General features: G+C 69.3%; 20 protein-coding genes and 1 pseudogene. 11 read left to right on the top strand and 10 right to left on the bottom strand.

The features are described 5' to 3' along the window. Window position 1 precedes the first annotated feature (1 nt). Entirely contained in the window at window positions 2–673 is a 672-nt protein-coding gene (locus QRT08_RS01025; RefSeq protein WP_286043713.1) for an HAD hydrolase family protein, read from the top strand. On the opposite strand, the gene cutA is transcribed toward QRT08_RS01025, so the two are convergent. After that, window positions 631–969, bottom strand: a complete 339-nt coding sequence (gene cutA, locus QRT08_RS01020) for a divalent-cation tolerance protein CutA (protein WP_286043712.1) — start codon at window positions 967–969, stop codon at window positions 631–633. The genes QRT08_RS01025 and cutA overlap by 43 nt on opposite strands. Further along, on the bottom strand, window positions 970–1,158 hold the full coding sequence (locus tag QRT08_RS01015) for an HEWD family protein (RefSeq protein ID WP_286043711.1): 189 nt from the start codon (window positions 1,156–1,158) through the stop codon (window positions 970–972). Window positions 1,159–1,237: 79 nt separating this feature from the next. Here QRT08_RS01015 and QRT08_RS01010 point away from each other — a divergent pair, with 79 nt between their 5' ends. After that, window positions 1,238–1,561, top strand: coding sequence for an EthD domain-containing protein (locus tag QRT08_RS01010; protein WP_286043710.1), 324 nt, complete (start codon window positions 1,238–1,240; stop codon window positions 1,559–1,561). Here the strand turns inward: QRT08_RS01010 and QRT08_RS01005 are convergent. Beyond that, the gene (locus QRT08_RS01005; protein WP_286043709.1) at window positions 1,549–1,905 is read right to left on the bottom strand and encodes a cupin domain-containing protein; all 357 of its coding nucleotides are present in this window, start codon (window positions 1,903–1,905) and stop codon (window positions 1,549–1,551) included. The genes QRT08_RS01010 and QRT08_RS01005 overlap by 13 nt on opposite strands. A 101-nt stretch (window positions 1,906–2,006) precedes the next feature. Between QRT08_RS01005 and QRT08_RS01000 the strand changes: the two genes are divergently transcribed. Beyond that, on the top strand, window positions 2,007–2,219 hold the full coding sequence (locus QRT08_RS01000; protein WP_286043708.1) for a hypothetical protein: 213 nt from the start codon (window positions 2,007–2,009) through the stop codon (window positions 2,217–2,219). Continuing rightward, window positions 2,219–2,563 (top strand): hypothetical protein, encoded by a 345-nt coding sequence (locus QRT08_RS00995; RefSeq protein ID WP_286043707.1) that lies wholly within the window; start codon window positions 2,219–2,221, stop codon window positions 2,561–2,563. Before QRT08_RS01000 ends, QRT08_RS00995 begins: the two co-directional genes overlap by 1 nt. Here QRT08_RS00995 and QRT08_RS00990 read toward each other — a convergent pair. Then, window positions 2,553–3,038 (bottom strand): GNAT family N-acetyltransferase, encoded by a 486-nt coding sequence (locus tag QRT08_RS00990; RefSeq protein WP_286043706.1) that lies wholly within the window; start codon window positions 3,036–3,038, stop codon window positions 2,553–2,555. The two genes, QRT08_RS00995 and QRT08_RS00990, sit on opposite strands and share 11 nt — an antisense overlap. Before the next feature lie 128 nt (window positions 3,039–3,166). Here QRT08_RS00990 and QRT08_RS00985 point away from each other — a divergent pair, with 128 nt between their 5' ends. Both QRT08_RS00985 and QRT08_RS19010 read left to right on the top strand, forming a co-directional pair. Beyond that, a complete protein-coding gene (locus QRT08_RS00985; protein ID WP_286045014.1) occupies window positions 3,167–3,724 on the top strand; it encodes a class I SAM-dependent methyltransferase in 558 nt (185 codons plus the stop codon). A 61-nt stretch (window positions 3,725–3,785) separates the two neighbouring features. Then, window positions 3,786–3,920 (top strand): annotated as a pseudogene (locus tag QRT08_RS19010) (DUF7129 domain-containing putative zinc-binding protein); the annotation flags it as partial. A 30-nt stretch (window positions 3,921–3,950) separates the two neighbouring features. Here the strand turns inward: QRT08_RS19010 and QRT08_RS00980 are convergent. After that, window positions 3,951–4,406 carry a DUF7992 family protein gene (locus tag QRT08_RS00980; protein WP_286043705.1) on the bottom strand — a complete coding sequence of 152 codons (456 nt, stop codon included), beginning with the start codon at window positions 4,404–4,406 and terminating at the stop codon, window positions 3,951–3,953. Between the two features lie 88 nt (window positions 4,407–4,494). On the opposite strand from QRT08_RS00980, the gene QRT08_RS00975 reads away from it, so the two are divergent. Continuing rightward, window positions 4,495–4,938 carry an acyl-CoA thioesterase gene (locus QRT08_RS00975; protein WP_286043704.1) on the top strand — a complete coding sequence of 148 codons (444 nt, stop codon included), beginning with the start codon at window positions 4,495–4,497 and terminating at the stop codon, window positions 4,936–4,938. 112 nt (window positions 4,939–5,050) lie between these two features. On the opposite strand, the gene QRT08_RS00970 is transcribed toward QRT08_RS00975, so the two are convergent. Continuing rightward, window positions 5,051–6,034, bottom strand: a complete 984-nt coding sequence (locus QRT08_RS00970; protein WP_286043703.1) for a TackOD1 domain-containing metal-binding protein — start codon at window positions 6,032–6,034, stop codon at window positions 5,051–5,053. 113 nt (window positions 6,035–6,147) lie between these two features. Here QRT08_RS00970 and QRT08_RS00965 point away from each other — a divergent pair, with 113 nt between their 5' ends. After that, window positions 6,148–7,437: a TraB/GumN family protein gene (locus tag QRT08_RS00965; protein WP_286043702.1), complete on the top strand. Its 1,290-nt coding sequence runs from the start codon at window positions 6,148–6,150 to the stop codon at window positions 7,435–7,437. Then, window positions 7,434–8,045 carry a zinc metalloprotease gene (locus QRT08_RS00960; protein ID WP_286043701.1) on the top strand — a complete coding sequence of 204 codons (612 nt, stop codon included), beginning with the start codon at window positions 7,434–7,436 and terminating at the stop codon, window positions 8,043–8,045. The genes QRT08_RS00965 and QRT08_RS00960 overlap by 4 nt, the downstream gene beginning before the upstream one ends. 18 nt (window positions 8,046–8,063) lie before the next feature. Here QRT08_RS00960 and QRT08_RS00955 read toward each other — a convergent pair whose 3' ends face one another. After that, window positions 8,064–8,972 carry a M48 family metallopeptidase gene (locus QRT08_RS00955; protein WP_286043700.1) on the bottom strand — a complete coding sequence of 303 codons (909 nt, stop codon included), beginning with the start codon at window positions 8,970–8,972 and terminating at the stop codon, window positions 8,064–8,066. A gap of 84 nt (window positions 8,973–9,056) precedes the next feature. On the opposite strand from QRT08_RS00955, the gene purM reads away from it, so the two are divergent. Next, complete coding sequence (gene purM / locus QRT08_RS00950; RefSeq protein ID WP_286043699.1) at window positions 9,057–10,043, top strand: phosphoribosylformylglycinamidine cyclo-ligase; 987 nt, start codon at window positions 9,057–9,059, stop codon at window positions 10,041–10,043. Here purM and QRT08_RS00945 read toward each other — a convergent pair. Beyond that, a complete protein-coding gene (locus tag QRT08_RS00945) occupies window positions 10,040–10,216 on the bottom strand; it encodes a hypothetical protein (protein WP_286043698.1) in 177 nt (58 codons plus the stop codon). The two genes, purM and QRT08_RS00945, sit on opposite strands and share 4 nt — an antisense overlap. A gap of 211 nt (window positions 10,217–10,427) precedes the next feature. Between QRT08_RS00945 and QRT08_RS00940 the strand changes: the two genes are divergently transcribed. Then, entirely contained in the window at window positions 10,428–11,009 is a 582-nt protein-coding gene (locus QRT08_RS00940; RefSeq protein ID WP_286043697.1) for a DUF2238 domain-containing protein, read from the top strand. 71 nt (window positions 11,010–11,080) lie between these two features. On the opposite strand, the gene QRT08_RS00935 is transcribed toward QRT08_RS00940, so the two are convergent. Beyond that, window positions 11,081–11,509: an FAD synthase family protein gene (locus QRT08_RS00935; protein ID WP_286043696.1), complete on the bottom strand. Its 429-nt coding sequence runs from the start codon at window positions 11,507–11,509 to the stop codon at window positions 11,081–11,083. Further along, entirely contained in the window at window positions 11,503–12,015 is a 513-nt protein-coding gene (locus QRT08_RS00930) for a Mov34/MPN/PAD-1 family protein (protein ID WP_286043695.1), read from the bottom strand. Before QRT08_RS00930 ends, QRT08_RS00935 begins: the two co-directional genes overlap by 7 nt. Between the last annotated feature and the right edge of the window lie 40 nt (window positions 12,016–12,055).

The following is a 12,055-nucleotide window of genomic DNA, read 5'->3' as shown; positions in this document are numbered from 1 at the left end:
TATGACCCCACCGATCGTCGTCGACATCGACGGCACGATCACCCGAGGGGACGGATCGAGCGCGGTCGATCCCCGCGCCTTCGAGGAACTCCGAGGATGGCCCGCGCCGGTCGTGATCGCCACCGGGAAGGCGTTTCCCTACCCCGTCGCGCTGTGTCAGTTCGTCGGCATCCCGACCCTCGTCATCGCCGAGAACGGCGGCATCGTCCTCGCGGGCGACGAGATCCGCATCACCGGTGACGCCAGCGCCCCCCGTGAGGTCGCCCGCGAGTACCGCGAGGCGGGCTACGATCTGGGCTGGGGCGAGAGCGACCTCGTCAACCGGTGGCGCGAGACCGAGGTCGCCGTCAACCGCGCCTCGCCGCTCGCCCCCCTCGAAGCGCTCGCCGAGGATCACGGGTTGGAAGTCGTCGATACGGGCTACGCCTACCACGTCAAGGACCCCGCGATCACGAAGGGCGAGGGCCTGCGCGCGGTCTGTCGGGCGCTCGGTCGCCCAGTCGAGCAGTTCGTCGCCATCGGGGACTCCGAGAACGACGTCTCGACGTTCTCGGTCGTTGGCCGGTCGTTCGCGGTGGCGAACGCCGACGAGGCGGCGCTCGCGGCCGCCGACGAGGTCACGGCGGAGGGCTACTCGTCGGGCGCGCTGTCGGTGCTCTCGGAACTGCGCTGAGTCGCGTCCGCGACCCACTCGGCGAACGCGGGGAGGACGTCCGCCTCCTCGAAGCGCTCGATGCAGGGCACCTCGTGGGGGTGGTCCGACTCGACGCGCTCACGGAGGTCGGGATAGCGCTCGTCGGTGGTCTTCGCGAGCAGGAGGACCTCCTCCTCGGCGACGACCTCGCCGTCCCAGCGGTACTTCGAAGTGATGGGAAGGCGGTTGACGCAGGCGGCGAGGCGCTCCTCGACGAGGGTGCGGGCGAGCGAGGGTGCGGCGTCGGGCGGGGCCGTGATGTAGGCCGTCGGCATCTACTCGTAGGGGCGGAAGGTGCCGTCGATGTCCCACTCGTGGATACAGTGGCGGGTGCCGGTCAGTCGCTCGCCGTCATCGTCGGTGGCGATCCGCCAGCAGCCGTGGTTCGCGTCCCATACCTCGTGTCGGTTACAGCATTCGCACTCCCGCCGTTGTGGCGTTCGAAGCTCGGTACGTGCCAACATAGGCGTGGCAACGGAGCGCACACTGATAACCGTAGCGGAAACCGACAGGCCGAAACCGGCGGCGCGTGAGGGTTCGTGTATGATCAAGATGGTACAGCTCCTGTTGCGCGCCGACGATATCACCCACGATGAGTTCAAAGAGCGCTGGAGCGGCGAACACGCGGAGCTTGCGAAACGGCTCCCGAACCTCGAGAAGTACGTCACCTCGGTGCCCCGCGACCCCGAGAAGGCGGGCTACGACGGGATCGTCGAGCTCTACTTCGAGTCGACCGAGGACCTCGCGGCGGCGTTCGAGTCCCCCGAGGGCGAGCGCGTGCAGGCCGACGCACGGGAGTTCGTCGACCTCGAAGCCTCGCCGACGCTGGTCGTCGAGGAGACGGTCCGGCTCGATCACTCCTCGTAGACGATCCCGTCGTCCGGGACGTTGGGCGCGCCGACGACGAGCAGTCGGGAGTCCTCGCGGGCGGTGAGCCGTCGCCACGCGTCGGGTTCGACGACGATCACGTCGCCCTCGGCCAGGTCGATCCGCTCGCCCTCGATCTCCATCTCGAAACTGCCCGAGAGGACGACGTACAGCTCCTCCTGTTCGCCCTGTCGGTGCCGGTTGTTCGACTCGCCCGCGGCGTACTCCCAGACGCTCGGGCGCATCTCGTCGGGGCGGAGTTCGTAGCCGATCGCCCGCAAACGGGGTTCGATCCCCTCGATCTCCTGTGGGTCGACGTCGTCGATGGTGCGGTGGGTGTACACGGTTCGTTCTCGCCGGACGGGGGTAAAAAACCGCGGCGTCCTGTTGGATCGTCGAGCAGATCCGAACTATAACGTGGCTTCCGGTCGTATCGAGTATGCCCATGAGCACCGACGACCCGGACATGGAGGAGACACAGACGTGGCCCGAACTCGCGATCGGCCTCTACGACCGCCTGACCGGGCGGGGCGCGGAGATCACCTACGAGTTCGAGGACATGGAGGTGGACGTCCCGAGCAAGACCGGCGACGACGCCGATTACGCCCACTGGCGGGTCGACGGCACGCTGCGGATCAGGACCCGGGACCGCGAGTGATGGAACCGGCGCTCGTCGTCGAGGCCGACCTCGAACTGGACGTCGAGGGCCACCCGGTCTCGATCAGCGGCGCCGGCGAGCACCTCACGGTCGCCACGCCCACCGTCGAGGGGGCGATGGCCGTCCTCCGGGGCCTCGGGACGCTCTCGGACCTGATCGGGCCGGTCGGATCGCGGTTCGCCGCCGCCGACCTCTCGGCCGACGTCGAGGCCTGCGGGGTCGTGATCGCGCGGATCGGCCCATACGTCGAGCCCACCGTTCTCTCACGAGTGCTCGGGGTCGCCCCCGCGCGGGTGTGGCCCGGCGCGGTCTGCCGAGCGCTCCTCCGCGGACTCAGAGCGTGAGCGCGTAGACGACCTCGTCGTGGGTCTCGTCGCCGATCGTCGTCTCTCCCTCCCGTTCGGGCTCGAACCCGAATCCGCGGTAGAAGGCGTTTCCGGGCCCGTTCTCCGCGAGGACCATCGCTTCCACGTCCGTACAGCCCACCCCCGCGAGGCGATCGCACGTCGCCGAGAGCAGCCGCGTCCCGACCCCCGCACCCCTGTGATCGGGGTCGACGTAGAGCCGCAACAGCGTCCCCGTCCCCGACTCGCCGACGGCGTGTGCGAAGCCGATCACGCTCCCGTCCACGCTCGCGACGAGCACGTGTGCGTCGTCGCTTCCGATGTCGAACGCGAGTCGGTCGGGCGTGTACCACTCCTCGACCGTCTCGGCGATCGTCTCGCGGCTCAGGATGTCGGGGTAGTCCGTCTCCCAGGACCGCCGGGCGACGCCGCGGATCCCCGCGATATCCCCCTCGTCCGCCTCTCGTAGTTCCATGATAGTAGATGGCACGCACGGCAGGTAGCCGTTTCGGCGCCACGGGGAGCGGGCAGGGCCGTCTCGAACCCGAACCGGCCCGCGCATCGTGGACGGAAGCTAAGTCACGGCGGGACCTCCCCATCGATATGGGCTTTCACACCTACCCGGTCGAGCGCGCCGCGGAACTCGACGACCCCTCGCGCTATCGCTACTGTTCGCGCGAGGAACTCCTGGGGATGCTCGCGCTCTCGGGCGCCGAAACCGTCGTCGATCTGGGAAGCGGGACCGGTTTCTATACGGACGACGTCGCCCCCTTCGCCGAGCGCGTGTACGCCGTCGACATCCAGGAGGAGATGCATGACCTGTACCGCGAGAAGGGGCTCCCGGAGAACGTCTCGCTCGTGACCGCCGACGTGGCCGACCTCCCGTTCGAGGACGGCGAGTGTGACGCCGCCGTGACGACGATGACCTACCACGAGTTCTACAGCGAGGCGGCGCTCGCGGAGGTCCGGCGCGTGCTTCGCTCGGGCGGCCGGTTCGTCGTCGTCGACTGGTCCGCGGCCGGCACCGGGGAGGAGGGACCGTCGACCGAGGAACGATACGACCTCGAAACAGCCGTATCGCAACTCGAAGAGTCCGGATTCGACGTCGTATTTTCTAACGAACGCCCGGAGACATTCGCTATCGTCGCCAGTATGCGCTAGTAATATATCGATTCTGCCCGTCTCCATCGGGAGAAGGGCCATTCCCTGACGGCCGTTATCGATGGACGGTCGCAGTCACGACCCGTACACGCCGACAGAACCGTACTACGAACGTCTCGACCGTCAGCACCGTACCACGAGCGCGGGCCACGTCGGGAGCCGTCCCGAGTGCGGCGGGACGGTGTGCAACCTCGCGGTCGCACGCGAACAGCCAATCGGAAGGGCTTCAGAAATCGGGGAGGTCGTCGGGCGCCTCGTAACTGGCCTCCCAGTCGACGTACTCCTCTTTGAGCACGTCGCTCACGACCTGACCGAGTTCCGTCAGCGAGGCGTTGATCGAGGAGACGGTGCTCCAGGAGTCCAGATCGGGGTGCAGGTCGCGCTCGCGCCAGTCCTCGGGGAGGCCGGGGGCGTGGTAGCCGACTCGGTCGGCGAAGTCGTCCCAGAAGAAGTCGAACTCGCGGATGAGGCCGAGGTCCTCGGCGACCGCGTACTCCTCCTCGGTGAGGTCGGTGTGGGCGGCCCACTCCTCGAAGGCGTCGGCCCACGCCCCGTCCTCGAGGAACGCCTCCAGTTCCTCGCGGCGGTAGTCCTCGACGCCCACGCTGTCGACGTCGTCGTACTCCGCGGGGTTCTGTGCGCCGAGTGCCGGCGGATCGGGGATCTCGACGGAGAGACTCATGGGTCGAGGGAGGGCCGGTGGGCCGATAAACGTGGCCCCTCGCTGGCCGAGTCAGCAGGCTCATTTCTCCCCGCGTGAAAGGCGGGTCATGGAACTGCTCGAGACCTACATCGAGAACCGCGAGATGGTCCAGCCCAACCACGCCAACAGCCTCCAGACCGCCCACGGGGGGAACGTCCTGAAGTGGATGGACGAGATCGGCGCGATGAGCGCGATGCGCTTCGCCGGCGAGTCCTGCGTCACCGCCCACATCAACGGGGTCGACTTCGAGCGCCCGATCCAGGTCGGCGACGTCGCGCTGATCAAGGCGTACGTCTACGAGGCCGGGAAATCGAGCGTGAAGGTCCGCCTCCAGACGTTCCGCGAGGACCTCCGCACGGGGGACGCCGAGAAGACCACCGAGTCCTACTTCGTCTACGTCGCGATCGACGAGAACAGGCGGCCGACGCCGGTGCCCGACCTCGCGGTCGAGAGCGAGCGCGGCGAGCGCCTGCGCGAGGAGGCGCTGGCCGGCGAGAACGGGAGACGCTGACTCGGGCTGTCGGTCATACCTCCGGAACTCGGCCGCTGGCAGAACGGGACCCACTCGCGCTGTGGCCCGTCACAGCGGGCACACGCCGTTGTATGGCAAATGACCGACAGTATCACTGGGTCTTCCACGCGGGCATGTCGACCGCCGCGGTGAGTCGCTGGAAGAGCGACTGGCCGCGGGGCGCGCCCTCGCCCACGCGGTACTCGCTGTCGAGGGTCCCGTCGGGACGGGCCGAAAGCAGCGTCAACTCCGCGGCGTCGGCCCGCTCGGCGACGTCCTCCGAGACCGCCCCGGTCGTGGTGATGACGATCGGGTGGGCGCCGACCTCGCGGGCGATCTCGCAGAAGGCCTCGACGCGCTCGCCCGTCGGGCGTTCGGCGACCGAGACGACGCGGCGCTCGCCCATGAGCGGGTCCTCGGCGAAGACGTGGACCGGGTGGGACGTCCCCTCGCCCTCGACGGTCGTGTCGACGCTCACCTCGAAGCGACGTTCCTCCAGGGAGTCGGCGGCCGTCTCGCGGGCGACGCGGTGGCGCTCGGTCCACTCGCGGCCGTCGTCGGTGAGCCGGTAGCGATAGAGCGCGCGCTCGATGGTCTCCTCGGGCGGGAACATGTACAGACACTCGCGACACCACAGGCGGTGTTCGGGCGTCTCGAAGACCTCCTCGCACTCCTTGCAGACGTACTGCTCCCGGCGGTCGAGGTCGTCGGTTCGGAGCGAGGTCTCGCACTCGGGGCAGACGAGCCCGTCCTCGCGCTCGAAGTACGACTCGGGGGCGGCGAGCCCGCAGGCGCGGTGTTCGGCGACGGTCGTCTCGACGGCGTGGGCCGACTCGCAGGCCGGACAGGCCGTGGTGTACTGCATGCCCTGCTCGGAACACTCCGGACAGCTGTAGACCTTCGAGACGAACTCGCCCTCGAGAACCCCCCGGGTCGCGAATCGTTCGAGCACGTCGAGCACCTCGCCGTCGCGCTCGTCGAGGAGTCGCGCCGCCGTCGGGTACTCGACCGCGCCGCCGGGTCCCGTCTCGGGCGTGAACTCGTCCTCTCCTTCCGAAAGCTCGATCAGCAGTCGAAGCTCGCCTGGCGAAACCATGATCGTACCGAGTAGCTTCGCACGGATACGTATAGAACCCACGTATCTGTCCGGTCTCGTGGAACGATCGGTCGTTCGACACGGCTAAAAGCGGTGGCCGACAAGGGACGGCAATGACCGACCGGCAGGTGCCACGGGAGACGGGAGGCTCGGTCCGCCTCGTCGGCACCGCCCACATCTCCACGGACAGCGTCGCCGAGGTCGAGGAGACGATCGAGCGCGAACGGCCCGACGTCGTCGCCGTCGAACTCGACGAGGGGCGATACCGCCAGCTCCAGGGCGAACTCCCCGACGACCTCGACGCCGGCGACCTGCTGCGGGGCAACACCGTCTTCCAGTTCCTCGCCTACTGGATGCTCTCGTACGTCCAGACCCGGCTGGGCGAACGCTTCGACATCGAACCCGGCGCGGACATGCGTGCCGCCGTCGAGACCGCCCAGTCGCTCGGGCTGGGGGTCGCGCTCGTCGACCGCGAGATCCAGACGACGATCCAGCGGTTCTGGGCGCGGATGACCCTCGTCGAGAAGCTCAAGCTCGTCGGCGGCCTCTTTCTCGGGATGTTCGGCTACGGCTCCGGGGAGGAGGAGATCGACGTGGAGGAGCTGACCGACGCGGACGTCGTGACCGCGATGATGGCCGAGTTTCGCCGATTTTCCCCAGGTGGCGCCGAGGCACTGATCGACGAGCGCGACGCCTACATCGCGCACAAACTGCTCGCCCTCCGAAACGAGGGCCACGACGTGATCGCGGTCGTCGGGGCGGGCCACCGCGAGGGGATCGAGCGCTACCTCGCGGACCCCGCGAGCCTCCCGCCGATGGCGTCGCTCGTCGGCACCCAGAAGGGGCGACGGTTCTCGATCTACAAGGCCGTCGGCTACCTGATCGCGCTGGCCTTCCTCGCGTTCTTCTTCCTGCTCGTGATGGCCGGCGCACAGAACGACTTCCTCCTCAGGGTGTTCGCGGCGTGGTTCCTCTTCAACGGCGTCTTCGCCTTCTCGCTCGCGAAACTCGCGGGCGCACACTGGCCGAGCGCGACCGTCGGCGGCGCGATCGCGTGGATGACGAGCATCAACCCGCTTCTGGCCCCGGGCTGGTTCGCCGGCTACGTCGAACTGCGCTACCAGCGGGTGAACGTCGCCGACATCGGGACGTTGAACGAGATCCTCGCCGACGAGGAGAGCCCGATCCGCGACCTCCTCAAACGGATGCTCGACGTCCCCCTCTTTCGGCTGATCGCGGTCGTCGCCGCGACGAACATCGGAAGCATCATCGCGACGGTCCTCTTCCCGCTGGTCGTCCTCCCGTGGCTCGCGGCGGACATCGGCGGGGTCGGCGCGGTCGGCGACCTGATGATCGAGGGTGCGAGAAACAGCGCCGAACTCGTCTGGAGGGCGCTGGCATGAGCGCGATCCGCGGGATCCGCTTCGGCGAACGGGAGATCCGGGACCTGCTGGCCGCGTGGGTCGCCCTCGGGGTCGCCTTCGCCCTCTTTTTCGCGGGCGGGGCGGCGGGCGTCCAGCGCGGGGGCTTTCTCCCCCTCCTGCTCATCAGCATGCTCACCGCGGGCGTCGGCTTCCTGCTTCACGAACTCGCCCACAAGGTGGTCGCCGTCCGGTTCGGCCAGCGGGCGGCGTTCAGGGCCGACTACGGGATGCTCGGCCTCGCGGTCGTGAGCGCGATGGCCGGGTTCATCTTCGCCGCCCCCGGCGCGGTCTACCACCGCGGGCGGATCACGAACCGGCAGAACGGCCTGATCGCCGTCGCCGGCCCCGTGACGAACCTCGCGCTCGCCCTCCTGTTCGCCCCGCTACTGCTCGTCCCGGTCGAGTTCGTCGCCCGACTCGGCCTCTACGGCGTCGGGATCAACCTCCTGCTGGCGGCGTTCAACATGATCCCGTTCGGCCCCCTAGATGGAAGAACGGTCCTCTCGTGGAGTCTCCCGGCCTTCCTGCTCGCGTTCGGCGTGAGCGTGGGACTCGCCGTCGGAGCGGCCGCCTTCTTCTTCCTGTAGGCGGCATTGTCGAGGGACTCACTCGACCCTGACGCGCCGACCCGTCGCCCGCTCGGCCAGTCGCTCGACGCGCTCGTCGGTCGCCGGATGCGTCGAGAGCACCCGCTCCAGCGGGCCCTCCTCGCGCTCGATCGGGACGCGAAACGGGCCGATTCGGGGCTGGGAGGCGCGTTCGATCCGCCTGAGCGCCCGCGCGAGCGCGAGCGGGTCGCCCGTGACCGCCGCCGCGCGGTCGTCGGCGGCGAACTCCCGGCGACGCGAGCGGGCCCGGGCGAGCGCCGTCACCGCGAAGACGGCGAGGCCGACCCCCGCGCCGAGGGCCGCGCGAACCCGGAGCGCGAGGTTGTCCCGACGGCCGGTGATCAGGGCGAGCCCGTAGCCGATTCCCGTGAGCGCGAGGGCCAGCGGGGCCGCGACGACGAGGGCCACGCCCAGCAGGGTCTGGACCGACGCGGAGGCCAGCGCCCGGACGAGGCCGTCGTCGTTCTCGAGGTGGGCGAGTTCGTGGGCGAGGATCGCGGTCAGTTCGTCGGCCGAGAGCAGGCGGAACAGTCCCACGTCGAGGACGAGCGAACCCCGCCGCGAACTACCCATCGCGAGGGCGTTGGGCGCGCCGAGCGACGCCACGAACACCGACGGCGATTCGAGGTCCATCGACCCGGCGAGCGCGTCGATCCGGCGGTGGAGCCCGGGAGCCCGGTCGCGTTCGAGCGGGCGGGCGTCGAGGCTCCGCAACAGCCCGGCCGGGCCGAGCCGGTAGCTCAGGTACCCCGAGAGGAGGGTGCCGCCGACCAGCGCCGCGACGAGCGCGAGCGGGTCGAACCCGCCGACGACGACGATCAGACCACGATAGACGAGGGAGGCGGCCCCGAGGTAGCCCCCGAGGACGAGGAAACCGAGCAGGACGGCGAGCGTGCGGCGTCCCATGGCCGGACGGACGGGTTCGAGGACGAAACCCCTGTCGGGGACCGAAACGGTGGGCTTTTGCCCGCACCGTGCACGGACTCTGCCATGAGCGATGACGCGGACCGGGAACTCACCTACGCGGGGTCGGGCGTCGACATCGCCGACAGCGAGGCCGCGACCGCGGCGCTGATCTCGGCGGTGGGCGGGGACGACGCGGGTACGGGCGGCGATTACGCCGGGTTGCTCGACATAGGCGACCGCTATCTGGCGCTCGCGACCGACGGCGTCGGCACCAAACTGCTCGTCGCGGAAGCGCTGGGCGACTACTCGACGATCGGCATCGACTGCATCGCGATGAACGCCAACGACCTAGTCGCGGCGGGGGTCGACCCGGTCGCGTTCGTCGACTACCTCGCGGTCGAAGCGCCTGACGAGGACGTGGCCGCGCAGGTCGGCGAAGGGCTTTCGGCGGGGGCCGAGAGAGCGGGCCTCGCGCTGGTCGGCGGCGAGACGGCGGTGATGCCCGAGGTGATCTCGGGACTGGATCTCGCGGGCACCTGTGCGGGGCTGGCTCGTAAAGAGGACGTCTTCGATGGGCGCGCGGAGCCGGGCGACGCGCTCGTCGGGTGGCCCTCCTCTGGGATCCACTCCAACGGCCTGACGCTCGCCCGCGAGGCCGCGACCCGCGAGGGGGACTACGACGACGGGTTTCCCCACGAGGGCTACGACACCGTGGGCGAGGCGCTTTTGGAACCCACCCGGATATACACCGACCTCTTAGAGCCGATGCGATCCCACGGCGTCCGTGGCGCGGCCCACGTCACCGGCGGCGGGTGGACCAACCTCGACCGCCTCGGCGAGCACAGGTATGAAATCGAGGACCCCTGTCCCGTCCACCCGGTCTTCGAGTTCGTCCAGAACGCGGGGATCACGGACGAGGAGATGCACCGCACCTTCAACATGGGGACGGGCTTCGTCGCGGCGGTCCCCGACGCCGAGGACGCCGAGGCGCTCGCCGGGGAGACCGACGGCCGGGTGATCGGCCGGGTCGAGGAGGGCGAGCGAGTCGCGATCCGCGGCCTGTCGCTCTAGAGGATCGAGCGGTCGTCGACGGAATCGACGTCCTCGTTGAGGATCGCGACGAGGTTCGCGTACGGGACGAACGCGATCAGTTCGTCCTCCTCGGTGTAGAGTTCGACGCCGTTGTCGGTCTGCTCGTAGCTCGCACAGTCGAAATCGCCCTCGGGAAGGATCGCGCGGTACATGGTAGCAGTAAGGTTCGGCACGCACTTCAATTTACCACTGCGCCTCCGCCACGGCGATCCCGGGAGGCTACTCGACCCGACGACCGGGGAGCGAGTCGATGCCGACGGGCACCGCGTCGGACACCGCGTTCACCGGCGTTCGAAGACGGCCCGGAGGCCGGGCGAGCGAACCGGTTTTCCGGTCGGCCCCGCTACCTCCGACGACGCGCTCATGGTAGGGATCACTCGGACTTCGATCGCGCGACGGATTCGACACGGCATCAGGGGTGCGATCGTCGCCGTGGTCATGGCGGGGTTGCGCCGGCGGAACGCGGGTGCGGTGGTAAACGGCGTGATCACGCTCGCGGCGGCCTTCCTGCCCCGCGTCGTCGAACGGCGGTTCGACGTCGAGTTCCGGCCGTGGCAGCGCGTCTACGTGGAGGTCGCGATGCTCGCCCACGCCGTCGGGATGCTCGGTCCGTACGACGACACGTGGTGGTGGGACCACCTCACGCACGCCCACTCCGCGACGCTCCTCGGCGGGGCGATCCACGTCCTCGCTCGCCGCCGCGGCCGCGACCCCGAACCCCGCGTTCTCGTCGCTACCGTCGGCGGCGGCGTCCTCTGGGAGCTACTGGAGTACGGCGTCCACGCCGTCGCCAACCGACTCGGCACCGAACCCGTGCTCGTCCCCTACGGCGTCCACGACACCCTCCTCGACCTCCTGTTCGACCTCGTCGGCGCGCTCGTCGTCCTCGGGTTCGGCGACCGCCTCCTCCGGAACTTCACCCGGGAGGCAGAGCGCCGATCGTAGCCCGTAGGACCGGTCGCGTCCCGGGCGGGACGACCGAGGTGGCTCCGGGAGACAACGGCGAGGACGTGGACCTAACACCGCCGCTCGCAGATCCGCTCGATGATCCGGCCCGTCGAGAGGAGTTCGCCCTCGTAGGCGGGGTCCCGTGGCGAGGCACGCCGCACGGCACAGTCGATCCCCCGGTCGTCGAGCGCGCGCTCGATGGCCGCCTCGTCGTGGTGCTGGTCGTGGCCCAGCACGATCACGTCGGGGTCGATCTCCGCGACGGGGACGAAGATGTCCGACTCGTGACCCAACAGCGCCTGATCGACGACCTCGAGGGCGGCGATCATGTCCCGGCGCTGGCGGCCGTCGAGGATCGGCGGCCGTTTGTGGGTGACGTTCGCGCTCCGGGCGACGATGACGGACAGTTCGTCGCCCATCCGGGCGGCCTCCTCCAGGTAGTGGAGGTGACCCGGATGCAGGACGTCGAAGGTGCCCTGGGCCAGTGCCCTCACCATCGTCGGCGGCCCTCCTCCTGGAGTTCGCGGTCGATGTCCTGCTGATCGAAGTCGAAAAAGCGCTCCTCGGGGAGCGCCACGTCGAGGACGTCGAGTTCGCGGGGTTCGCCGCGGGAGTCGAACGCGCGCCACGAGTCCCGTCGGTAGGGCGCGCCGACGATGACGTGGACGGATCCCCGGCCGAACGTCCGAAGGTCGGCGTCGCTCGGTTCGAGCACGCCGTTGGGGTGCGAGTGGATCGAGCCGATTCCACGAACGTCGTTGGGGATCATGTTCGTCTTGACGGTCGCGCTCACGGGATTGGACTCCGTTCCGGGGATCACGAGCACGTCGGTGACGACGGTGCCCTCGCGGTCCAGACCGAGCGTCCGGGCGTCCTCGCCCCGAAGCATTCCCATGTACTCGTCGGGGTGGGTCTCCTCGGAGGCCGAGAGGGCGAACTCGAGGGTGTCGGCCGCGATGCCGATGATCTCGCCGGATCGGAACAGCGACCGGAACAGTCCCATACCCCACCTCGCCGCCGGCGCGTACTAACGGTTGCGGATG

The organism is Halalkalicoccus sp. NIPERK01, from assembly GCF_030287405.1.
In the GTDB taxonomy this organism is placed as follows: Archaea; Halobacteriota; Halobacteria; order Halobacteriales; family Halalkalicoccaceae; genus Halalkalicoccus.
This window is presented reverse-complemented; position numbering and strand designations above follow the sequence as displayed.